Below are 23,106 nucleotides of genomic sequence, written 5' to 3' on the forward strand. Positions count from 1 at the left end.
AGCATATGCAACTGAATTCCACCGAAATCAGCGAACTGATCAAGCAGCGCATTGCTCAGTTCAATGTCGTGAGCGAAGCTCACAACGAAGGTACAATTGTTTCTGTAAGCGACGGTATCATCCGCGTACACGGCCTGGCCGATGTGATGCAGGGTGAGATGATCGCCCTGCCGGGCAACCGTTACGCTATCGCCCTGAACCTCGAGCGCGACTCTGTCGGTGCTGTGGTTATGGGCCCGTACGCTGACCTCGCCGAAGGCATGAAGGTTAAGTGTACCGGTCGTATTCTGGAAGTGCCGGTCGGTCGTGGCCTGCTGGGCCGCGTGGTGAACACTCTGGGTGCACCAATCGACGGCAAAGGCGCGATCGAAAACGACGGCTTCTCGCCGGTTGAAGTGATCGCACCGGGCGTTATCGACCGTCAGTCAGTCGACGAGCCGGTTCAGACCGGTTACAAATCTGTCGATGCGATGATTCCAATCGGTCGTGGCCAGCGTGAGCTGATCATCGGCGACCGTCAGACCGGTAAAACCGCGCTGGCGATCGACGCGATCATCAACCAGCGCGATTCCGGCATTAAGTGCGTGTACGTCGCGATTGGCCAGAAAGCCTCTACCATCGCTAACGTGGTGCGTAAGCTGGAAGAGCACGGTGCGCTGTCTAACACCATCGTGGTTGTTGCGTCCGCATCTGAATCTGCTGCACTGCAGTACCTGGCGCCCTACTCCGGCTGCGCCATGGGCGAATACTTCCGCGACCGCGGCGAAGATGCGCTGATCGTATACGATGACCTCTCTAAGCAGGCTGTCGCTTACCGTCAGATTTCTCTGCTGCTGCGCCGTCCGCCGGGCCGAGAAGCATTCCCGGGCGACGTGTTCTATCTCCACTCTCGTCTGCTGGAGCGTGCGTCACGCGTAAGCGCTGACTACGTTGAGCGTTTCACCAACGGCGAAGTTAAAGGTAAAACCGGTTCACTGACCGCGCTGCCGATCATCGAAACCCAGGCGGGCGACGTTTCCGCGTTCGTTCCGACCAACGTAATCTCTATTACCGATGGTCAGATCTTCCTGGAATCGAACCTGTTTAACTCCGGTATTCGTCCGGCGGTTAACCCAGGTATCTCCGTATCGCGTGTTGGTGGTGCTGCTCAGACCAAGATCATCAAGAAACTGTCCGGTGGTATCCGTACCGCGCTGGCACAGTATCGTGAACTGGCTGCGTTCTCGCAGTTTGCTTCCGATCTGGATGACGCGACCCGCAAACAGCTGAGCCACGGTCAGAAAGTGACCGAGCTGCTGAAACAGAAACAGTATGCGCCGATGTCCGTCGCGCAACAGGGTCTGGTGCTGTTTGCTGCCGAGCGCGGCTACCTGAACGACGTAGAACTGGCGAAAATCCTTAGCTTCGAAGCTGCACTGCTGGCGTTCGCGGACCGCGATCACGCTGACCTGATGCAGGAAATCAACCAAACTGGTAACTACAACAACGATATCGAAGCGAAGCTGAAAGGCCTGCTCGACACGTTTAAAGCAACCCAGTCCTGGTAATGTCTGGCGGCCTGTCTGAAAAGGCAGGCCGCAAGGCTTTGAGGAGAAGCTAATGGCCGGCGCAAAAGAGATACGTAACAAGATTGGAAGCGTGAAAAACACGCAGAAAATCACCAAAGCGATGGAAATGGTCGCCGCCTCCAAAATGCGTAAAACGCAGGAACGCATGGCGGCCAGCCGTCCGTATGCAGACACCATGCGCAAAGTGATTGGTCACCTTGCGTTAGGGAATCTGGAATACAAGCACCCTTACCTGGAAGAGCGCGACGTTAAGCGCGTCGGCTACCTGGTCGTTTCGACTGACCGCGGGCTTTGTGGTGGTTTGAACATTAACCTGTTCAAAAAGTTGCTGGCAGATATGAAAGCCTGGTCCGATAAAGGCGTGCAGAGCGATCTGTCGATTATCGGTTCTAAAGGTCTGGCGTTCTTCAGCTCCGTAGGTGGCAACATCGTGGCGCAGGTCACCGGCATGGGAGATAAACCTTCCCTGTCCGATCTGATCGGCCCGGTAAAAGTGATGCTGCAGGCTTACGACGAAGGTCGCATCGACAAGCTGTATGTCGTTAGCAACAAGTTTAATAACACCATGTCTCAGACTCCGACCATTACCCAACTGCTGCCGTTACCGCCAGCGGAAGGTGAAGAAGAGATGAAGGCGAAGACCTGGGATTACCTGTACGAACCCGATCCGAAAGCGCTGCTGGATACCCTGCTGCGTCGTTACGTCGAATCGCAGGTTTATCAGGGTGTGGTGGAAAACCTGGCCAGCGAACAGGCCGCGCGTATGGTGGCGATGAAAGCCGCAACCGATAACGGCGGAAATCTGATCAAAGAGCTGCAGTTGGTTTACAACAAAGCTCGTCAGGCCAGCATCACCCAGGAACTCACCGAGATCGTCTCGGGAGCCTCCGCGGTTTAACCAGGTAAGAATTAGGTAGAGGATTCAAGATGGCAGCTGGAAAGATTGTCCAGATTATCGGCGCCGTAGTTGACGTCGAATTCCCTCAGGACGCGGTACCGCAAGTGTACAACGCCCTTGAGGTTCAGAATGGTGATGCTCGTCTGGTGCTGGAAGTTCAGCAGCAGCTGGGTGGCGGCGTGGTTCGTACCATCGCCATGGGTTCTTCTGACGGCCTGAAGCGCGGTCTGGAAGTTGCTGACCTGAAAAAACCGATCCAGGTTCCGGTGGGCAAAGCGACCCTCGGCCGTATCATGAACGTGCTGGGCGAGCCGATCGACATGAAAGGCGAGCTGAAAGAAGAAGACGGCAGTGCAGTAGAGATCTCCTCTATTCACCGCGCAGCGCCTTCTTATGAAGACCAGTCCAACTCGCAGGAACTGCTGGAAACCGGCATCAAGGTTATCGACCTGATGTGTCCGTTCGCCAAGGGCGGTAAAGTCGGCCTGTTCGGCGGCGCGGGCGTAGGTAAAACCGTAAACATGATGGAGCTGATCCGTAACATCGCGGCTGAGCACTCAGGTTACTCGGTATTTGCCGGCGTGGGCGAGCGTACTCGTGAGGGTAACGACTTCTACCACGAAATGACCGACTCTAACGTTATCGACAAAGTTGCGCTGGTGTATGGTCAGATGAACGAGCCGCCGGGTAACCGTCTGCGCGTTGCACTGACCGGTCTGACCATGGCGGAAAAATTCCGTGACGAAGGCCGCGATGTTCTGCTGTTCATCGACAACATCTATCGTTACACCCTGGCCGGTACGGAAGTATCTGCACTGCTGGGTCGTATGCCGTCAGCGGTAGGCTATCAGCCGACGCTGGCCGAAGAGATGGGCGTGCTGCAGGAGCGTATTACCTCCACCAAGACCGGTTCAATCACCTCCGTACAGGCCGTTTACGTCCCTGCGGATGACTTGACTGACCCGTCTCCGGCGACCACCTTCGCCCACCTGGACTCAACTGTTACCCTGAGCCGTCAGATCGCGTCTCTGGGTATTTACCCGGCCGTTGACCCGCTGGATTCCACCAGCCGTCAGCTGGATCCGCTGGTCGTGGGTCAGGAGCACTACGACGTTGCTCGTGGCGTGCAGTCTCTGCTGCAGCGTTACCAGGAACTGAAAGACATCATCGCCATCCTCGGTATGGACGAGCTGTCTGAAGACGACAAACTGCTGGTGGCACGCGCGCGTAAGATTCAGCGCTTCCTGTCTCAGCCGTTCTTCGTTGCTGAAGTCTTCACCGGTGCGCCAGGTAAATACGTTACGCTGAAAGACACTATCCGTGGCTTTAAAGGCATTATGGACGGCGAGTTCGACCATCTGCCGGAGCAGGCTTTCTACATGGTCGGCGCTATCGAAGAAGCCGTGGAAAAAGCGAAGAAACTGTAATAACGGTTTCCCGGGAGGACAGATATGGCTATGACTTATCACCTGGACGTCGTCAGCGCAGAGAAACAGCTGTTCTCTGGCCTGGTGCAGAAAATTCAGGTGTCAGGTAGCGAAGGTGAGCTGGGTATTTTCCCTGGCCACGCCCCGCTGCTGACTGCCATCAAGCCTGGAATGATCCGTATCGTGAAACAGCACGGCGAAGAGGAGTTTATCTACCTCTCTGGCGGCGTGCTGGAAGTGCAGCCGGGCAGCACCACCGTTCTGGCGGATACCGCTATCCGCGGTACCGACCTGGACGAAGCGCGTGCGCTGGAAGCGAAACGCAAAGCAGAAGAGCATATGAACAGCAGCCACGGCGACGTGGACTACGCTCAGGCCTCTGCGGAGCTGGCGAAAGCCATTGCTAAACTGCGCGTGATCGAGCTGACCAAAAAAGCGATGTAATCAGGCTTTATGCGTCACGAAATGCCAGCCCTCGGGCTGGCATTTTTTTTGCCCGCGCTTCAGGCTGCGCGCGCCTAATTTCGACCTGAGAAAAATGTAGTAATCTCAGAGGTAAACCGTTTAACTTTCGCATGTCAAAAACTCTGTCAGGATGGTTATGTCTAACAGCGCAATGAGCGTGGTGATCCTTGCTGCCGGCAAGGGTACCCGTATGTATTCCGATCTGCCCAAAGTTCTGCATACTCTTGCAGGAAAACCCATGGTTCAGCACGTGATCGACGCCGCAACCGGCCTCGGCGCGCGGCATATTCACCTGGTCTACGGCCACGGCGGCGACCGCCTGAAGGCGACGCTGACCGAGCCGTCGCTTAACTGGGTGCTGCAGGCGGAGCAGCTCGGCACCGGCCACGCAATGCAGCAGGCCGCCCCCGCGTTCGCTGACGACGAAGATATTCTGATGCTGTACGGCGACGTGCCGCTGATCTCTCAGGAGACGCTGCAGCGTCTGCGCGACGCCAGACCCGCTGGCGGCATCGGCCTGCTGACGGTGGTGCTGGATAATCCCAGCGGCTACGGACGCATCGTGCGTGAAAATAGCGCCATCGTCGGGATTGTGGAGCAGAAAGATGCTTCGCCCGAGCAGCTGAAAATCACGGAAATCAATACCGGCATCCTGATTGCCAACGGCGGCGATCTGAAGCGCTGGCTGGCGCAGCTCACCAATAACAACGCGCAGGGTGAATACTACATCACCGATATTATTGCGCTGGCCCATCAGGAAGGGCGTCAGATCAACGCGGTGCATCCGGCGCGCGTCAGCGAAACCGACGGGGTGAACAACCGTCTGCAGCTGGCGACGCTGGAGCGGGTTTATCAGAGCGAGCAGGCAGAAAAGCTGCTGCTGGCGGGCGTTATGCTGCGCGATCCGGCGCGCTTTGATCTGCGCGGTACGCTGCATCACGGCCGTGACGTCGAGATTGATACCAACGTTATTATCGAGGGCGACGTCACGCTGGGCGACCGGGTGAAAATCGGCGCGGGCTGCATCATCAGGAACAGCGTTATCGGCGACGACTGCGAAATCAGCCCCTATTCGGTGATCGAGGAGGCGAACCTCGCCGCCGACTGCACCGTCGGGCCTTTTGCCCGTCTGCGTCCCGGCAGCGAGCTGGCGCAGGCCGCTCACGTCGGCAACTTCGTCGAAATGAAGAAGGCGACGCTGGGTAAAGGTTCGAAGGCGGGGCATCTGAGCTATCTCGGCGACGCGGAGATCGGCGCCAACGTCAATATCGGCGCAGGCACCATCACCTGTAACTACGACGGCGCGAACAAGTCCAGAACCGTTATCGGCGACAACGTTTTTGTTGGATCTGATACCCAGCTGGTGGCCCCGGTCAGCGTGGCGGCGGGCGCGACTATCGCGGCGGGCACCACGGTGATGAAAGATGTCACCGAGGCGTCGCTGGTTTATAACCGCAAAGAGCAGAACAGCAAAACGAGCTGGCAGCGTCCGGCGAAGAAAAAATAATTTTTAGCGGCCAGCCGCGTGCTGGCCGCAGCAGTAACACAATAATAATCCCCACTCTCTACAAGGCTCGGGGAGCCCGGCAAAGCCGGTTATCAGGTCGTATGACAACGAAAGATGGCCGAAAGCCATCAGGTCAGGAATAACATTTATGTGTGGAATTGTAGGTGCAGTAGCGCAGCGCGATATCGCAGAGATTCTGCTGGAAGGGCTGCGTCGCCTGGAGTATCGCGGGTATGATTCGGCCGGTCTGGCCGTGGTTGATCGTCAGGGCCACGTGACGCGCCTGCGTCGCGTCGGCAAAGTACAGATGCTGGCAGAGGCCGCTGAGCAGCATCCGCTGATCGGCGGTACCGGCATCGCCCATACGCGCTGGGCAACGCACGGCGAGCCGTCGGAGGCCAACGCGCATCCGCACGTCTCAGAGCAGATCATCGTGGTGCATAACGGCATCATTGAAAACCATGAGCCGCTGCGTGAAGCGCTGATTGAACGCGGCTACCGTTTCACCTCAGAAACCGACACCGAAGTGGTGGCGCATCTGGTGCACTGGGAGCAGAAACAGGGTGGGTCGCTGCGTGAAGTGGTGCTGCGCGTTATCCCGCAGCTGCGCGGCGCCTATGGCATGGTGATCATGGACAGCCGCGATCCGTCGCTGCTGGTGGCCGCACGCTCCGGCAGCCCGCTGGTGATTGGCCGCGGCGTTGGCGAGAACTTTATCGCCTCTGACCAGCTGGCGCTGCTGCCGGTGACGCGCCGCTTTATCTATCTGGAAGAGGGCGATATTGCCGAGATCAGCCGTCGCGACGTCACTATCGTCGATCGCGCGGGCAACGCGGTGCAGCGCGCCGAGATTGAATCGAACGTACAGTATGACGCGGGCGATAAAGGCATCTATCGCCACTATATGCAGAAAGAGATTTACGAGCAGCCGATGGCGATCAAAAACACCTTAACCGGTCGTTTTAGCCACGGCGAAGTGGATCTCAGCGAGCTGGGACCCAATGCAGAAACCCTGCTGAGCCAGGTTGAGCATATTCAGATCATCGCCTGTGGCACCTCCTACAACTCCGGTATGGTGGCGCGCTACTGGTTCGAATCGCTGGCGAATATCCCCTGCGACGTCGAGATCGCCTCTGAATTCCGCTATCGCAAATCTGCGGTGCGTAAAAACAGCCTGCTGATCACCCTGTCGCAGTCTGGCGAAACGGCCGATACGCTGGCGGCGCTGCGTCTTTCCAAAGAGCTGGGCTACCTCGGCTCGCTGGCAATCTGTAACGTGGCTGGCTCTTCGCTGGTGCGCGAATCCGATCTGGCGCTGATGACCAAAGCGGGCACCGAAATCGGCGTCGCCTCAACCAAGGCGTTCACCACGCAGCTCACCGTGCTGCTGATGCTGGTGGCGAAACTGGGCCGCCTGCGCGGTATGTCGGCCGAGCTTGAGCACGATATCGTGCATGGCCTGCAGGCGCTGCCGAGCCGCATCGAGCAGATGCTGGCGCAGGACAAACGCATTGAGCTGCTGGCGGAAGATTTCTCCGACAAGCATCACGCGCTGTTCCTCGGCCGCGGCGATCAATATCCGATCGCCATGGAAGGGGCGCTGAAGCTGAAAGAGATCTCCTATATCCATGCGGAAGCCTACGCCGCTGGCGAGCTGAAGCACGGCCCGCTGGCGCTGATTGACGCTGATATGCCAGTTATCGTGGTGGCGCCAAACAACGAGCTGCTGGAGAAGCTGAAGTCCAATATTGAAGAGGTGCGCGCGCGCGGCGGCTTGCTGTACGTGTTTGCCGATCAGGACGCCGGCTTCAGCGACAGCGACGGCATGAAGATTATCTCCCTGCCGCACGTAGAAGAGGTGATCGCGCCAATCTTCTATACCGTGCCGCTGCAGCTGCTCTCCTATCACGTCGCGCTGATTAAAGGCACCGACGTGGATCAGCCGCGTAACCTGGCGAAGTCAGTGACGGTCGAGTAACCGCTAACGAGCCGCTCTCTTGCTGGAGCGGCTCTTTTTTATCAGTGGACTTTGCGATTAAGGTCGTCAACCGTGCGCTGCAGTTCGCTTATTTGCCGATCCTTATCTTCAAGCTGCTTTGTCAGGCTCTGCTGCTCTCTTTTCAGCTCTTCAACATCTTTTAGTCTTTTCCTTCGATAGATTTCAGCTTCGCTGTATGTGTCATAAATCTGTCATATTTCCTACATTTCACTGTCATCAAACTGTCCTATTTTCCCTCCTGCAGCAATCACTGACTCCAACTACAACGGCTCCGAGCCTGAGATTAACTCCCCTGGAGGGAACATGACACTGATGCGTAGCACCGTAGCCCGAATCCTTACCGCCACTCTTGCCGTAAGCGCGGTTTCTGCCTTTGCAGCCACCGATCTGACGGGCGCGGGCGGGACTTTCCCGGCACCGGTTTATGCCAAGTGGGCAGCAGAATATCAGCAAGCCACCGGTAGCAAAATCAACTACCAGGGCATCGGTTCATCCGGCGGCGTTAAGCAGATCATCGCGAAAACCGTGGATTTTGGCGCGTCAGATGCGCCGATGAAAGATGAAGACCTGCAGAAAAACGGCCTGTTTCAGTTCCCGACCGTTATCGGCGGCGTGGTGCTGGCCGTCAACATCCCGGGCGTGAAATCAGGCGAACTGACGCTTGACGGCAAAACCGTCGGCGATATCTACCTGGGCAAAATCAAGAAGTGGAACGACGCGGCAATCACTAAGCTGAACCCCGGCGTGAAACTGCCAGATACCAACATCAACGTGGTGCGCCGCGCGGATGGTTCCGGCACCTCATTCGTCTTCACCAGCTACCTGGCGAAGGTTAACGAAGAGTGGAACAGCAAAATCGGCAAAGGCAACACCGTTAACTGGCCGGCCGGTCTGGGCGGCAAAGGCAACGACGGCGTCGCGGCGTTTGTACAGCGTCTGCCGGGCTCCATCGGCTATGTGGAGTACGCCTACGCCAAACAGAACAACCTGACCTACACCAAACTGGTGGACGCCGACGGCAAGCCGGTCGCTCCGAGCGAAACCAGCTTCTCTAATGCGGCGAAAGGCGCAGACTGGAGCAAATCCTTTGCGCAGGATCTGACCTTCCAGAAAGGCAATGATGCGTGGCCGATCACCTCTACCACCTTCATTCTGGTCTACAAAGATCAGGCTAACGCCGAGAAGGGCAGCGAAGTGCTGAAATTCTTCGACTGGGCATACAAAAACGGCGACAAAACCGCGAACAGCCTGGATTACGCCACCCTGCCGGATAGCGTAACTCAGCAGATCCGCGACGCCTGGAAAGCCAACATCAAAGACAGTTCAGGCAAAGCGCTCTACCAGTAAGTGAACAACTCCGGCCGGGCGCGCGTCCGGCCAGATCGAGAAGGGCGGCCTCGCGTCGCCCTGATAACCTCTGAAGAATGAGACTTCTATGGCTGCAACGAAGCCGGCATTCAAAGCCCCCGGTAAGCAAGGTGACATGATTTTCGGCGCGCTGGTCAAGCTGGCGGCGCTGATTGTCCTGTTGCTGATGGGCGGCATTATCGTCTCCCTGATTTTCTCCTCCTGGCCCAGCATCCAGAAATTTGGCTTTTCCTTTCTGTGGAACAAAACCTGGGATGCGCCGAACGAAGAATTTGGCGCGCTGGTGCCGATCTACGGCACCCTCGTGACCTCGCTGATTGCGCTGATTATTGCCGTGCCGGTGAGCTTCGGCATCGCGCTGTTTCTGACGGAGCTGTCGCCAGGCTGGCTGCGTCGTCCGCTCGGCACCGCCATTGAGCTGCTGGCGGCGATCCCCAGCATCGTGTACGGCATGTGGGGCCTGTTTATCTTCGCACCGCTGTTTGCCGAATACTTCCAGACGCCGGTAGGCGAGGTGATGTCGAGCATCCCCTTTGTCGGCGCGCTCTTTTCCGGTCCGGCCTTCGGCATCGGCATTCTGGCGGCGGGCGTTATTCTGGCGATCATGATCATCCCTTATATCGCCTCGGTGATGCGCGACGTGTTCGAGCAGACGCCGGTAATGATGAAAGAGTCCGCCTACGGTATCGGCTGCACCACCTGGGAAGTGATCTGGCGCATCGTGCTGCCGTTCACCAAAAATGGCGTGATTGGCGGCGTGATGCTCGGTCTGGGACGCGCCCTGGGCGAAACCATGGCGGTCACCTTTATTATCGGCAACACCTACCAGCTCGACAGCCCTTCGCTGTTTATGCCGGGCAACAGCATCACCTCCGCGCTGGCGAATGAGTTCGCCGAAGCCGAGTCGGGCGTACACGTCGCCGCGCTGATGGAGCTGGGGCTGATCCTGTTCGTTATCACCTTTATCGTGCTGGCCATTTCTAAACTAATGATCCTGCGCCTCGCGAAAAGTGAAGGAGCGCGCTCATGACGACGATTGAACTGCAGGCTCGCGCCGAACTGGACGCGTCACGCCGCAAAATGCAGGCCTGGCGCAGCACCAAAAATAAGATTGCGCTGGCGCTGTCGCTGCTGACCATGGCCTTTGGCCTGTTCTGGCTGGTGTGGATCCTGTTCACTACCGTAACGCGCGGCGTGGACGGGCTGAGCTGGTCATTGTTTACCGAATCGACGCCGCCGCCCAATACCGCCGGCGGCGGTCTGGCCAACGCCCTGGCGGGCAGTGGCCTGCTGATTTTGTGGTCGACGGTGATCGGCACGCCGCTGGGTATCCTGGCGGGCGTCTATCTGGCGGAATATGGCCGTAAGTCGGCGCTGGCGGAGGTGATCCGCTTTATCAACGATATTCTGCTTTCGGCGCCGTCGATCGTGGTGGGGCTGTTCGTTTACACCATCGTGGTGGCGCAGATGCAGCACTTCTCCGGCTGGGCGGGCGTGATCGCCCTGGCGCTGCTGCAGATCCCTATCGTTATCCGCACCACCGAGAATATGCTGCGGCTGGTGCCGGACAGCATGCGCGAGGCGGCTTACGCGCTCGGTACGCCAAAATGGAAGATGATCTCCGCGATTACGCTAAAGGCGTCGGTATCGGGCATCCTCACCGGCGTGCTGCTGGCGATCGCTCGTATCGCGGGCGAAACTGCGCCGCTGCTGTTTACCGCGCTGTCGAACCAGTTCTGGTCCACCGACATGATGCAGCCGCTGGCGAACCTTCCGGTCACCATCTTTAAGTTCGCGATGAGCCCCTTTGCCGAGTGGCAGAGTCTGGCCTGGGCGGGCGTGCTGATTATCACGCTCTGCGTGCTGCTGCTGAATATCCTGGCGCGCGTGGTCTTCACCAAGAGCAAACACGGTTAACCTTCGGCGCTGCCCGGTGCGGCGCCGTTTAAGAGAGACGAGCAATGAGTATCGCGACTTCCAACAGCGGTAAGATCCAGGTGCGTAACCTGAACTTCTATTACGGCAAATTTCACGCGCTGAAAAACATCAACCTGGATATCGCGAAGAACCAGGTCACCGCTTTTATCGGCCCGTCAGGCTGCGGCAAATCCACCCTGCTGCGCACCTTTAACAAGATGTACTCGCTCTATCCCGATCAGCGCGCCGAAGGCGACATTTTGCTGGATGGCGACAACATTCTGGCCTCCAGTCAGGATATCGCCCTGCTGCGCGCGCGCGTCGGCATGGTGTTCCAGAAACCGACCCCTTTCCCGATGTCGATCTACGACAATATCGCCTTTGGCGTGCGTCTGTTTGAAAAGCTGTCGCGCGCCGATATGGATGAGCGCGTGCAGTGGGCGCTGAGCAAGGCGGCGCTGTGGAATGAAACCAAAGACAAGCTGCATCAGAGCGGATACAGTCTCTCTGGCGGCCAGCAACAGCGCCTGTGCATCGCGCGCGGCATTGCGATTCGCCCCGAAGTGCTGCTGCTGGATGAGCCCTGCTCGGCGCTCGATCCCATCTCGACCGGCCGTATCGAAGAGCTGATCACCGAGCTGAAGCAGGACTACACCGTGGTCATCGTGACGCATAATATGCAGCAGGCGGCGCGCTGCTCCGACCATACCGCATTTATGTATCTGGGCGAGTTAATTGAGTTCAGCGATACCGACAGGCTGTTCACTAAACCGGCGCAGAAACAGACTGAAGATTACATTACCGGCCGCTACGGCTGATCGCAGGAGATAAACATGGATAACCTTAATCTGAACAAGCATATCTCCGGTCAGTTCAATGCGGAGCTGGAACACATTCGCACCCAGGTGATGATTATGGGCGGCATGGTGGAGCAGCAGCTTACCGACGCCATCACCGCGATGCACAATCTTGATGGCGAACTGGCGCAGCGGGTGATCGACGGCGACCAGAAGGTCAATATGATGGAAGTGGAGATTGATGAGGCCTGCGTGCGCATCATCGCCAAACGTCAGCCCACCGCCAGCGACCTGCGCCTGGTGATGGCGATCATCAAAACCATCTCCGAGCTGGAGCGCATCGGCGACGTGGCGGAAAAAATCAGCCGCACCGCGCTGGAAAAATTTGGCCAGCAGCATATGCCGCTGCTGGTGAGCCTTGAGTCGCTGGGGCGTCACACCGTCGAGATGCTGCACGACGTGCTGGATGCTTTCGCGCGCATGGATCTGACCGAAGCGATCCAGATCTACCGCGAAGACAAAAAGGTCGACAAAGAGTATGAAGGCATCGTGCGTCAGCTGATGACCTATATGATGGAAGATCCGCGCACCATTCCGAGCGTGCTGACCGCGCTGTTCTGCGCCCGCGCCATCGAGCGTATCGGCGACCGCTGCCAGAACATCTGCGAAATTATCTTCTACTTCGTTAAGGGTCAGGATTTCCGCCACGTTGGCGGCGATAAGCTGGACGAGCTGCTCTCCGGCGACGACGGCTCCAACAAACCCTCCTGATGCTCACCGCCGTGCGCTGCCTGGCGCACGGCCCGCCGCTTTTACTGTCCCACGCAACCGTTTCCTTTATATACTTGACGCACTTTTTCTCGATTAAGGTGCTGATTCATGTCTCTTTCCCGCAGTAAGCAGAGCGTGACCCCTGCAAAGGCGATGCTGGCCGCAGTCAGCGGTTACGCGATGGATGGATTCGATCTGCTGATCCTGGGATTTATGCTGCCGGCGATTAGCCTGTCGCTGGCGCTGGATCCGTCACAGGCGGGTTCGCTGGTCACCTGGACGCTGATTGGCGCGGTGGTGGGCGGTATTCTGTTCGGCCATCTCAGCGATCGTTTTGGCCGCATCCGTATTCTCACCGTTACTATTCTGATGTTCTCGGTTTTTACCGGGCTGTGCGCGGTGGCGCAGGGCTACTGGGATCTGCTGGCGTACCGCACGCTGGCGGGCATGGGGCTGGGCGGCGAGTTTGGTATCGGCATGGCGCTGATTGCCGAAGCCTGGCCGGCGGAAAAGCGCAATCGCGCCTCGGCGTGGGTCGGTATCGGCTGGCAGCTAGGCGTGCTGCTGGCGGCCTTTATTACGCCGCCGCTGCTGGGCGTGATCGGCTGGCGCGGGATGTTTCTGGTCGGCCTGCTGCCTGCGCTGTTCTCGTTTGTGCTGCGACGCAGCATGGGCGAGCCAGAGGCCTTTACCCGGCAGGCAAAGCTGACGCCAGCGCTGTCGTTCTCCACGCGCCTGAAAATGCTGGTGCAGGATCGCGCCACGGCGAAAGCGAGCCTCGGCATCTTTATCCTGACCTCGGTGCAGAACTTCGGCTATTACGGGCTGATGATCTGGATGCCGAGCTATCTCTCCGCTAACTTCGGCTTCAGCCTGACCAAATCGGGCTTGTGGACCGCAGTTACCGTGGTCGGCATGACCTTCGGCATCTGGCTGTTTGGCGTGCTGGCGGACCGCTTTGCGCGCTGGAAAATTTTCCTGCTCTATCAGTTCGGTGCCGTCGCGATGGTGGTGATCTACGCGCAGCTGCGCGACCCCACCGTGATGCTGTTTACCGGCGCGCTGATGGGGATGTTCGTCAACGGCATGATTGGCGGCTACGGCGCGCTGATCTCCGACACTTTCCCGCCGCAGGCGCGCGCCACGGCGCAGAACGTTCTGTTTAACCTCGGGCGCGGCGTCGGCGGTTTTGGCCCGCTGGTGATCGGCCTGCTGGCGGCGAAAATCTCTTTTGTCGCGGCGATTACCCTGCTGGCGCTGATCTACCTGCTGGATATCGTTGCCACGCTCTTTTTGCTGCCGAAAAAGCAGGGCAACGACGATTCGCTGGGGGCGATTGGCTAAATGCCTGCCTGACGCGGGCGATTACTCCGCCACCAGGTGCCAGCCGCGCGCGCGCCACAGCGCTGGCAGAGCGGCCATATCGGTAAAGCGCGTCACCAGCGGGTGGTCGATTTCTGGATTGTGCGCGTCCGCGCAGTAGTAAAATACCGGGATGCCCGCCGCGATGCCGGCGCGGGCGCCCGCTTCGGAGTCATCCACCAGAATGCAGCGATCGACAGGCACCTGCATCTGCCCGGCGGCGTAATAGATCAGCGCCGGATCGGGCTTCCAGCTTGAGATGTCGTAACCGCTGTAAAGACGGTCAGCAAACCAGGGCAGCATCGCGGTCAGCCCCAGCGAATGCTGCATCTTCTTTACCGTGCCGTTGGAGACGACGCACATCGGCACGGTTATTTTCTCCACCAGCGCTTTGGCACCCGGAATTTCCGTCAGCGACGCGTCGAACAGGCGCGCCACCTCGGCGCGGTAGTCGGTTTCAAAGGCCGCCTGCGGCAGCGTGGCGTGATGGGTTTCCGCTACGTCGCGAATAATGTCGTAGAGCTGAACGCCTTTATACCTTTCGAACATCTCCTGTAACGAGCAGGTAATTCCGTAGCGCGCGAAGGTGTTGACGTACGCCTGGGTGCAGAGCAATTCGCTGTCCACAAGGGTGCCGTCGCAGTCAAAAAAGACACACTCTACTGCCATCTGTCGCTATCCTTCTGTTTTCGAGAGAGCACACACTTTAACCTAATCGCCGCAGATTGCGATCCCGGAAACGGTTGCGAAAAATCATTGTATTGCCGCGGCAAAGCGGTCAGGATACGCGCCGAGTTCTTTTCATCAGGATCGTTGGCATGAGTAAACAAGGCCTTTTGCAGCGCGTTTTTAAGCTGCAGGAACATGGCACTACGGTGCGCACCGAGATTATTGCCGGTGTCACCACTTTCCTGACGATGGTCTACATCGTCTTTGTTAACCCGCAGATTCTTGGCGTGGCGGGCATGGATACCCAGGCGGTATTTGTTACGACCTGCCTTATCGCCGCATTCGGCAGCATTCTGATGGGCCTGATCGCCAATCTGCCGGTGGCGCTGGCGCCAGCGATGGGGCTCAACGCCTTTTTCGCCTTTGTGGTGGTCGGCGCGATGGGCTATTCGTGGCAGGTAGGCATGGGCGCCATTTTCTGGGGCGCGCTGGGGCTGCTGATCCTGACGCTGCTGCGCGTGCGCTACTGGATGATCGCCAATATTCCGCTGAGCCTGCGCGTTGGCATCACCGCCGGTATCGGCCTGTTTATCGCCATGATGGGGCTGAAAAACGCCGGTATTATCGTCGCGAATCCCGATACTATCGCCGCCGTCGGCAATCTGACCTCGCACAGCGTACTGCTCGGCGCGCTCGGCTTTTTTATTATCGCTATTCTGGCGTCGCGCAATATCCATGCGGCGGTGCTGATCTCTATGGTGATCACCACGGCACTCGGCTGGGCGCTCGGCGATGTGAAATTTGTTGGCCTCTTCTCCGCGCCGCCGGCGATTACCAGCGTGGTTGGTCAGGTGGATATTAAAGGCGCGTTCAATATCGGCATGGCGGGCGTTATCTTCTCCTTTATGCTGGTTAACCTGTTCGACTCTTCTGGCACCCTGATTGGCGTAACCGATAAAGCGGGCCTGACCGATGAGCAAGGCACGTTTCCGCGTATGAAGCAGGCGCTGTTTGTGGATAGCTTTAGCTCGGTAACGGGCGCGCTGGCGGGTACTTCGTCAGTGACCGCTTACATCGAAAGTTCGTCCGGCGTAGCGATCGGCGGCCGCACCGGCCTGATGGCGGTGGTGACCGGGGTGCTTTTTCTGCTGGTGATGTTCCTGTCGCCGCTGGCGGCGATGGTGCCGGGCTATGCGGCTGCAGGCGCGCTGATCTACGTTGGCGTGCTGATGACCGCCAGCCTGTCGCGCGTGCGCTGGGACGATCTCACCGAAGCGGTGCCGGCCTTCGTAACCGCGGCGATGATGCCGTTTAGCTTCTCCATTACCGAAGGCATCGCGTTGGGCTTTATCGCCTACTGCGTGATGAAGCTGGGCACCGGCCGCTGGCGCGAGATCAGCCCCTGCGTGGTGGTTGTGGCGCTGCTGTTCGTGTTAAAAATCGCCTTTATCGACGCGCATTAACAGGAAGGCTCAGGCTCTGTCGCAAACCGCTGAGTCGTCTGCAAGCGGGTGAGATGAACCGAAGCGCAAAGTGCTGGAAAATTGCCCTGTAAAAAAAGCCGCTTAAGCGGCTTTTTTTATAGCTCTGGATGGAGGCTGCGCTCCCGCGGTGAGCTGGTCAGACGCAGCGTGCGCGGCCCGATATTGGGCTTGCTCATCTCTACGTCGCGCAGCGCATGCCACTCGCGCGAGGCATCGATTTCCCACAGGTGCAGCCGCTGGGTGGCGGCCGACAGGGCGCATGACCACACCAGCGTCGGCTCGGCGTCGCACACCGCCTGAATATCGGGATAGCTCGTCGAGCGCAGGCGTCCGGCCGCGGGCTGCAGCCGCAGCGAGGCCATATTATCGTTACCTTCGCCGGTCAGCTTAAGAATGCTCTGGCGCAGCGTCCAGATCTGCGTCACCGCTTCCATAAAATCCTGCTGCGCATTAATCCAGGCGCGCTCGCCAGACGTAAGCGACTGCATCAGCTGCTCCTGCGTCTGGCGGCTATGGGCGCGTACGATCTCCATATCCAGCCCGGCGCGTCCGCCCTCTTCGGCAAGGAGCACGCCGACCATATTGCCGGCATAGGCGATGCTGAAATCGGGCAAATCGCGATCGGCAAAGGCCGGGCGGCCATTGCTGTGGGTAACGAGAGCAGGAAGGGTGCTGATACCGTAAACGCGCAGCATCAGCTGCGCCAGCATCAGACGGGCAAGCAAAAAACGTCCACGGTGTCTGTCAGGCAGCTGTCGTGCCTGATCGAGAACATCCTGCGGCATGCGCATGGCGTCAGCGACAATGCCGCGATCGCCCATCCAACGTACAAAATGACCCGCCATCTGTCGCTCCGTGAAAATGGTCACTTAATCATCAGGGCGCATTGTAAGAATTTTCTGAGGATAATGCATCCGGCATCCAGCAGAATGGCGCAATATTCAGAATCGGCTGATAAAAAGAGGCGAAAAAAGAGAGGCCGCTACGCGCTTGCGCAGCGGCAGATTAGCGTCAGGCCAGCTTGCACGCCTGTTCAAAACCCAGACGCGGCAGGCGCGGATGCAGCTTCTCGCTATCGCCGTAGCCGAGGTTAATCAACATATTGACCTGCCAGCTGCTGTCGGCGAAGAACGCCTCGTTGATTTTCGCCGGATCGAAGCCTGACATTGGACCGGCATCCAGCCCAAGCGAGCGCGCGGCCAGGATCAGATAGCCCGCCTGCAGGCTGCTGTTGCGAAAGGCGGTCTCTTTCACCAGTTCTGGACTGCCGGTAAACCAGCTGCGCGCATCGGCGTGTGGAAACAGCTGCGGCAGCCGATCGTAAAACGCCATATCGTGAGCGACGATGACCGTTACCGGCGCGCTCATGGTCTTCTCTATATTGCCGGACGAGAGCGCCGGCTTCAGCTTCTCTTTGCCTTCCTGCGAGGTGACAAACACAAAGCGGCCTGGCGAGCAGTTGGCCGAGGTCGGGCCAAGCGCGGTCAGCGTATAGAGCTGCTCCAGAATGCCAGCTTCGAGGGGTTTGTCCTGCCAGTAGCTATGGGTGCGGGCTTCGTTAAACAGCTGGTCGAGTGCGGTGTTGTCGAGCGGTGTATGCATTCTACTCTCCTTGGGTCAGGCGGAAGCAGCCGCCTGAGAGATGCCATTGTGAAGGCGTATCCGGGAAAACCGGTGCTTACCGTTTATACCCTAACGGCGGTTCGTCGCCAAATAACAAAGGTGCAAACAGACGGGGATGGGCTGAAGAGGAGGGAGAAAGTGCACAGTTTGACGTTGGGATTAGTAGCCAGCTTCTTTCTGATGGCGGAAGGCTAAAATATAGATACGATCTTCATGCTGTTCATAACGGTATAGCGCGACATAGCCTGAATCGCCGAAGCCAATCAGGAGCTCTCGTAGTTGAGGTGCTTCGACAAAAGGTCGGCCGATTTCTGGGTTTTTTTCCAGTTGTTCAAACTGCTTTTCAAGCACCTGACCTGCTTTAAGCGCCGCAAGTGGATTCTTATTCATTAAAAACTCACGGCAACGCGCCAGCCCGCTAGCGGCGCGTTGGGTAACAATTACTTGTGGCATTCAGGAATATCCGTTTCCGCCTCCGTCCCCCAGTTGCGTAACCAGCTTTTCACTTCTTCACCGGTGAGATGCAGGCCCGTTTCCTGATATTCACGCCATGAATCCAGGGCCTCTTGCTTAAAGCTTTCACGCGCCTCTTCTCGCTCGATGTACTGAGCAATAGCGGTGACCATGAGGTAGTGCGGGCTGCGGTCCCGAGAATCCGCCAGTTTTTTCACGCGCTCTTTAAGAAGGCTGTCAATCTTCAGTGTGGTGCTGGTGGTTGGCATAATGCGATCCTCGTATGACCTGTAAGGTGTTACCTTTTACGATTCTAAAAGGTAACACCTGAAGCGCAATAAATGAACAGCCCAGCGTTCGGTACCGATCATTTACCAATACAGAAGCTGGAAAAAATCCGCCCCAGCAAATCATCTGAGGTGAACTCGCCGGTGATCTCACTCAACGCCTGCTGTGCCAGCCGCAGCTCTTCCGCCAGCAGTTCGCCCGCCCACGCGCCCAGCAGCTGCGCCTTGCCCTGCTGTAAGTGAGTAGCCGCTAACTCCAGCGCCTGAAGATGACGGCGACGCGCCAGGAAGCCGCCTTCCATATTGCCGGAAAAGCCCATCGACTGCTTCAGATGGTCGCGCAGCGCGTCGACGCCTGCGCCGGTACGCGCCGAAAGGCGAATAAGTGAGTGATGATTTACTTCTGTCAGGCCCAGGGTTTCGCCGGTGACGTCCGCCTTGTTGCGCACCACGGTAATCGGCAACGCCGCAGGCAGGCGCGAGACGAAGTCGGGCCAGATCTGCGCCGCTTCCGTGGCGTCGGTCGTGGTGCCGTCTACCATAAACAGCACGCGATCCGCCTGTTCAATCTCCTGCCAGGCGCGCTCGATGCCGATGCGCTCAACTTCGTCGCTGGCCTCACGCAGCCCCGCGGTATCGATAATATGCAGCGGCATGCCGTCGATATGAATATGTTCACGCAGCACGTCGCGCGTGGTGCCAGCGATATCGGTCACGATCGCCGCTTCGCGCCCGGCCAGGGCGTTAAGCAGGCTCGACTTACCCGCATTTGGCCGACCCGCAATCACCACCTTCATGCCTTCGCGCAGCAGGCTGCCCTGACGCGCCTCGGCGCGTACGGCGTCGAGATCGACAATCACCTCATCAAGCTGCGCTTCGATTTTACCGTCGGAGAGAAAGTCGATCTCTTCATCGGGGAAGTCGATAGCCGCTTCGACGTAGATACGCAGGTGGGTCAGTGCCTCCACCAGCTGGTTGATGCGGGTAGAGAAGGCACCCTGCAGCGAGTTAACTGCGGAACGTGCCGCCTGCTCGGAGCTGGCGTCAATCAGATCGGCGATCGCCTCGGCCTGCGCCAGGTCGAGCTTGTCGTTCAAAAAGGCGCGCTCGGAAAATTCGCCCGGCTGGGCGATGCGCACGCCGGGCAGCGCCACGATACGCTTCAGCAGCAGATCGAGGATCACCGGGCCGCCGTGGCCCTGCAGCTCCAGTACATCTTCGCCGGTAAAGGAGTTCGGGCCGGGAAACCACAGCGCGATGCCCTGGTCCAGCACGCTGCCGTCAGCATCTTTAAACGGCAGATAGTCGGCGTAGCGCGCCTTTGGCAGCTTGCCGAGCACCTGCTGCGCCACCTCGGCGGCGCGCGCGCCGGAGATGCGCAAAATACCGACGCCGCCGCGTCCGGGAGGCGTCGCCTGGGCGACGATAGTATCGCTGTGGCTCATGGGATTTTCTCTCGCTAAAAAAATAAGGCGGTCTTATCGACCGCCTCAGGGTAAACCAGATTGTCAGACGGGCGTAAGCGCGTTACGCCTTCTTCTTGTCGCGGCTGTGCAGACCGCGTTTTTCCAGCCCGCGATAAATCAGCTGCTGCTGGAGAATGGTTACCAGGTTGCTGACGATGTAGTACAGCACCAGACCTGACGGGAACCACAGGAAGAACACGGTAAAGATAACCGGCATATAGGTCATGATCTTCTGCTGCATCGGATCGGTCACGGTGGTCGGTGACATCTTCTGAATGAAGAACATGGTGATGCCCATCAGAATCGGCAGAATGTAGTAGGGGTCCTGCGCCGACAGGTCGTGGATCCAGAGGACAAACGGCGCATGGCGCAGTTCAACCGATCCAGACAGCATATAGTAGAGCGCAAGGAAGATCGGCATCTGGATAACCAGCGGCAGACAGCCGCCCAGCGGGTTGACCTTCTCCGCTTTATACAGCGCCATCATCTCCTGGCTTTGCTTCTGCTTGTCGTCGCCCAGACGCTCGCGCATCGCCTGAATCTTCGGCTGCAGCATACGCATTTTCGCCATCGAGGTGTACTGCGCCTTCGTCAGCGGGTACATGATGCCGCGCACGATAAAGGTGATAACGATGATGGAGAAGCCCCAGTTACCGATAAAGCTGTGGATAAACTTCAGCAGCTTAAACAGCGGCTGAGAGATAAACCACAGCCAGCCGTAGTCAACGGTCAGGTCGAGATGCGGCGCAACGGCAGCCATCTTGTCCTGAATTTCCGGGCCGACCCACAGCGTAGCGCCCAGATCCTGCTGCTGACCCGCAGCCACGGTGACCGGCGCAGATTTATAGCCGATCGCCGCAACGCTGTTGCCCAGGTTGCTGGTGTAGAGCGCGTTATTGCCAGCGGTACGCGGCACCCATGCGGTAGCAAAATATTGCTGCAGCATCGCCACCCAGCCGTTGCTGGTGGTGGCGTTCAGGTTTTCGTTGTCCGCGATGGTATCGAACTTATACTTTTCGTACTTCTCTTCGCTGGTGGAGTAGGCCGCACCGCGGAAGGTATGCAACGCAAAGTTGTTGCTGCCGGTGTCACGATGCTTCGGCAGATCGATAGTCTGTTTCAGCTGACCAAACAGCGACACTTCCAGCGGCTGCTGGGTGGTGTTGTTGACGTTATAGGTCACGTCCACCGCGTATTCGCCACGCTTGAAAATAAAGGTTTTGGTGTAAACCACGCCATTTTCAGCGGTGAAGGTCATCGGCACGCGCAGTTCGGTCTGGCCGTCAGCCATCTCGAAGTGATCCTGCTGAGCGGTGAACAGCGGACGCGCGCCGTTGTTCGGGTTATCGGGACCGTTACGGCCAGTGAGTCCGCTCTGAGCCTGATAAACGAAGGATGGCGTGGTCTCCAGCAGCTGGAACGGCTGGTCAGAACCCAGTTTGTCCGGGTAGGTCAGCAGCTGAGCTTGCTCAACATCGCCACCGCGGGTGTTGATATTCAATGACAGGACATCAGTCTTAACGGTGATCGTTTTGCCCTGGCCGCTGGCCGGAACGCCCTGGCTGGCGGCATCACCTGCTGCGCTGTTGGTGTTTTGCGTGGTCTGGGTCTGCTGCGGCTGCGGAGCGTGGTCCGTCTGCCAGGCTTGCCAGATCATGAAAGACACGAACAGAAAAGCGATGAGAAAAAGATTGCGTTGCGAATCCATCGTTAATGTTCTCTGGTATCAAAGGTTTTTTGGCGGCACAGGATCGTCACCACCCGGGTTCAAAGGGTGGCATTTTAATACGCGTTTGAGTGTCAACCAACTGCCTTTTATCAGGCCAAACCTGCGTAACGCCTCAATTCCATAATGAGAGCAGGTTGGCTGAAACCGACAGTGTGGTCCCAGCAAGGGGCTGATGCCGCGCTGATAGACGCGGATCAGGACGATCAGGAGCCGCGCGCCAGGCGACAGTGACGACGCCATAACTTCTCCAACGCTTCCGCCAACATACGGTTGTCGAGATCGGCAATCCCCTTTTTCGCTACAACGACGAAGTCCATCGCTGGCAGTTCATGCTGAAGCAGACGAAAGCTCTCTCGGGTCAAACGTTTGATCCGGTTGCGTTCGTGTGCGCGCTTGACATGCTTTTTAGCGACGGTAAGACCGATGCGGGGATGCCCCAGCGAATTAAGGCGGCCGAGGATGGTGATTTGCGGCGTGCCAGCCCGTTGTGGCTGCTGGAAGACGAAAGTGAAATGAGTGGGAGTTAACAAGCGTAACTCCCTGGGAAATGCGAGCTTAACCACGAGGGTTAGCTTTTATTACTTAGAAACGGTCAGACGAGAACGGCCTTTAGCACGACGACGTGCCAGAACCTGACGACCATTTTTGGTTGCCATACGAGCACGGAAGCCGTGAGAACGGTTGCGCTTCAGTACGGACGGTTGAAAAGTGCGTTTCATGGCGATTTCTACCTAAACTTGAAAAATTTCACTGGGTGACGCGTTTTTGGGCCAGTAAAACGACCGACGCCTCAATGTGTCTTTAATAAAGAGGCGGGATTGTAATAATTGTACAGTCCAGAGTCAATTTACTTCGCTGGTCGCGGTACCTGGAAGCCCGGATACAGCCCGCTGAGTCCGGGCATTGGGCATAACGCGACAACGCCGGGGGAAGAATTATACGGCCTCCGCTTTAAAGCGCAAGGATCCCACGGGATCTTCTTACGATCGGGCCGCTGAGGATCCGCGTGAAAACGAGAGGCGGCCTGAAAAAGCCGCTATTTTTCGACGATCCCCGCAGCTTTTTTCGCCAGCAGGCGTAAACTGTTTTACCTGTCCACGGCCTGTGGATAAAAAGGATCAAAACTGTGTAGAAAGTGAAGATCTCTGCCTCGCTTTGCGCTATGATCCGCCCTTCCGCTGACGATCCGGTCGCGATCCCAGGGACGGAAACCGCTGATAGCGGTCGCAGGCGCTTTCTACCGTCTGTGTCAAAAATGAACGTTTCTTTATTAGCGCCTACTATTTCTTATCGATTTTGTACAAGTGGAGTCCGCC

At 57.9% G+C, this 23,106-nt stretch carries 22 protein-coding genes and 1 pseudogene; 13 read left to right on the forward strand and 10 right to left on the reverse strand.

Annotated elements, in window-relative coordinates; all coding sequences use genetic code 11:
* The first annotated feature begins 5 nt into the window (after positions 1 to 5).
* The 12 genes from atpA (at position 6) to LB453_RS22095 (ending at position 14,061) form a co-directional block, all read left to right on the forward strand.
* Positions 6 to 1,547, forward strand: coding sequence for a F0F1 ATP synthase subunit alpha (atpA, locus tag LB453_RS22040; RefSeq protein ID WP_103797089.1), 1,542 nt, complete (start codon positions 6 to 8; stop codon positions 1,545 to 1,547).
* Positions 1,548 to 1,599: 52 nt separating this feature from the next.
* Positions 1,600 to 2,466, forward strand: a complete 867-nt coding sequence (atpG, locus tag LB453_RS22045; protein WP_103797090.1) for a F0F1 ATP synthase subunit gamma — start codon at positions 1,600 to 1,602, stop codon at positions 2,464 to 2,466.
* Positions 2,467 to 2,495: 29 nt separating this feature from the next.
* Positions 2,496 to 3,893 carry a F0F1 ATP synthase subunit beta gene (gene atpD, locus LB453_RS22050; protein ID WP_103797091.1) on the forward strand — a complete coding sequence of 466 codons (1,398 nt, stop codon included), beginning with the start codon at positions 2,496 to 2,498 and terminating at the stop codon, positions 3,891 to 3,893.
* 24 nt (positions 3,894 to 3,917) lie between these two features.
* Positions 3,918 to 4,337, forward strand: a complete 420-nt coding sequence (locus LB453_RS22055) for a F0F1 ATP synthase subunit epsilon (RefSeq protein ID WP_033755408.1) — start codon at positions 3,918 to 3,920, stop codon at positions 4,335 to 4,337.
* 157 nt (positions 4,338 to 4,494) lie between these two features.
* Positions 4,495 to 5,865, forward strand: coding sequence for a bifunctional UDP-N-acetylglucosamine diphosphorylase/glucosamine-1-phosphate N-acetyltransferase GlmU (gene glmU / locus LB453_RS22060; RefSeq protein WP_103797092.1), 1,371 nt, complete (start codon positions 4,495 to 4,497; stop codon positions 5,863 to 5,865).
* 148 nt (positions 5,866 to 6,013) lie between these two features.
* On the forward strand, positions 6,014 to 7,843 hold the full coding sequence (glmS, locus tag LB453_RS22065) for a glutamine--fructose-6-phosphate transaminase (isomerizing) (RefSeq protein WP_103797093.1): 1,830 nt from the start codon (positions 6,014 to 6,016) through the stop codon (positions 7,841 to 7,843).
* A gap of 324 nt (positions 7,844 to 8,167) precedes the next feature.
* Positions 8,168 to 9,211, forward strand: a complete 1,044-nt coding sequence (pstS, locus tag LB453_RS22070) for a phosphate ABC transporter substrate-binding protein PstS (RefSeq protein WP_103797094.1) — start codon at positions 8,168 to 8,170, stop codon at positions 9,209 to 9,211.
* 88 nt (positions 9,212 to 9,299) lie between these two features.
* Positions 9,300 to 10,262, forward strand: coding sequence for a phosphate ABC transporter permease PstC (gene pstC, locus LB453_RS22075; RefSeq protein WP_103797095.1), 963 nt, complete (start codon positions 9,300 to 9,302; stop codon positions 10,260 to 10,262).
* On the forward strand, positions 10,259 to 11,149 hold the full coding sequence (pstA, locus tag LB453_RS22080) for a phosphate ABC transporter permease PstA (RefSeq protein WP_103797096.1): 891 nt from the start codon (positions 10,259 to 10,261) through the stop codon (positions 11,147 to 11,149). Before pstC ends, pstA begins: the two co-directional genes overlap by 4 nt.
* A gap of 44 nt (positions 11,150 to 11,193) precedes the next feature.
* Complete coding sequence (gene pstB, locus LB453_RS22085) at positions 11,194 to 11,967, forward strand: phosphate ABC transporter ATP-binding protein PstB (RefSeq protein ID WP_033755421.1); 774 nt, start codon at positions 11,194 to 11,196, stop codon at positions 11,965 to 11,967.
* Between the two features lie 15 nt (positions 11,968 to 11,982).
* Complete coding sequence (phoU, locus tag LB453_RS22090) at positions 11,983 to 12,717, forward strand: phosphate signaling complex protein PhoU (protein ID WP_033755423.1); 735 nt, start codon at positions 11,983 to 11,985, stop codon at positions 12,715 to 12,717.
* A gap of 108 nt (positions 12,718 to 12,825) precedes the next feature.
* Positions 12,826 to 14,061 (forward strand): MFS transporter, encoded by a 1,236-nt coding sequence (locus LB453_RS22095; RefSeq protein WP_224481580.1) that lies wholly within the window; start codon positions 12,826 to 12,828, stop codon positions 14,059 to 14,061.
* Positions 14,062 to 14,082: 21 nt separating this feature from the next.
* Here the strand turns inward: LB453_RS22095 and yieH are convergent, their stop codons facing one another.
* The gene (yieH, locus tag LB453_RS22100; protein WP_103797097.1) at positions 14,083 to 14,748 is read right to left on the reverse strand and encodes a 6-phosphogluconate phosphatase; all 666 of its coding nucleotides are present in this window, start codon (positions 14,746 to 14,748) and stop codon (positions 14,083 to 14,085) included.
* 149 nt (positions 14,749 to 14,897) lie between these two features.
* Here yieH and LB453_RS22105 point away from each other — a divergent pair, with 149 nt between their 5' ends.
* Entirely contained in the window at positions 14,898 to 16,211 is a 1,314-nt protein-coding gene (locus tag LB453_RS22105) for an NCS2 family permease (protein WP_103797098.1), read from the forward strand.
* A 116-nt stretch (positions 16,212 to 16,327) separates the two neighbouring features.
* Here the strand turns inward: LB453_RS22105 and LB453_RS22110 are convergent, their stop codons facing one another.
* From LB453_RS22110 to rpmH, 9 genes and pseudogenes are all read right to left on the reverse strand, one after another.
* A complete protein-coding gene (locus tag LB453_RS22110; RefSeq protein WP_103797099.1) occupies positions 16,328 to 17,077 on the reverse strand; it encodes a 4'-phosphopantetheinyl transferase family protein in 750 nt (249 codons plus the stop codon).
* A gap of 166 nt (positions 17,078 to 17,243) precedes the next feature.
* Positions 17,244 to 17,834 (reverse strand): malonic semialdehyde reductase, encoded by a 591-nt coding sequence (locus LB453_RS22115; RefSeq protein WP_103797100.1) that lies wholly within the window; start codon positions 17,832 to 17,834, stop codon positions 17,244 to 17,246.
* Positions 17,835 to 18,014: 180 nt separating this feature from the next.
* Positions 18,015 to 18,308: a type II toxin-antitoxin system RelE/ParE family toxin gene (locus tag LB453_RS22120; RefSeq protein ID WP_103797101.1), complete on the reverse strand. Its 294-nt coding sequence runs from the start codon at positions 18,306 to 18,308 to the stop codon at positions 18,015 to 18,017.
* Complete coding sequence (locus LB453_RS22125; protein WP_103797102.1) at positions 18,296 to 18,577, reverse strand: CopG family ribbon-helix-helix protein; 282 nt, start codon at positions 18,575 to 18,577, stop codon at positions 18,296 to 18,298. Before LB453_RS22125 ends, LB453_RS22120 begins: the two co-directional genes overlap by 13 nt.
* Positions 18,578 to 18,675: 98 nt before the next feature.
* Entirely contained in the window at positions 18,676 to 20,040 is a 1,365-nt protein-coding gene (gene mnmE / locus LB453_RS22130) for a tRNA uridine-5-carboxymethylaminomethyl(34) synthesis GTPase MnmE (RefSeq protein WP_084884316.1), read from the reverse strand.
* A gap of 82 nt (positions 20,041 to 20,122) precedes the next feature.
* Positions 20,123 to 21,769 (reverse strand): membrane protein insertase YidC, encoded by a 1,647-nt coding sequence (yidC, locus tag LB453_RS22135; RefSeq protein WP_224481581.1) that lies wholly within the window; start codon positions 21,767 to 21,769, stop codon positions 20,123 to 20,125.
* Between the two features lie 2 nt (positions 21,770 to 21,771).
* Positions 21,772 to 22,030, reverse strand: a pseudogene (gene yidD, locus LB453_RS22140) (membrane protein insertion efficiency factor YidD).
* Complete coding sequence (gene rnpA, locus LB453_RS22145; protein WP_033755442.1) at positions 21,994 to 22,353, reverse strand: ribonuclease P protein component; 360 nt, start codon at positions 22,351 to 22,353, stop codon at positions 21,994 to 21,996. Before rnpA ends, yidD begins: the two are co-directional and overlap by 37 nt.
* A gap of 15 nt (positions 22,354 to 22,368) precedes the next feature.
* A complete protein-coding gene (gene rpmH / locus LB453_RS22150; protein WP_003849659.1) occupies positions 22,369 to 22,509 on the reverse strand; it encodes a 50S ribosomal protein L34 in 141 nt (46 codons plus the stop codon).
* Positions 22,510 to 23,106: the final 597 nt, after the last annotated feature.

The sequence above is a fragment of the Pantoea agglomerans genome (genome assembly GCF_020149765.1).
GTDB lineage: Bacteria > Pseudomonadota > Gammaproteobacteria > Enterobacterales > Enterobacteriaceae > Pantoea > Pantoea alvi.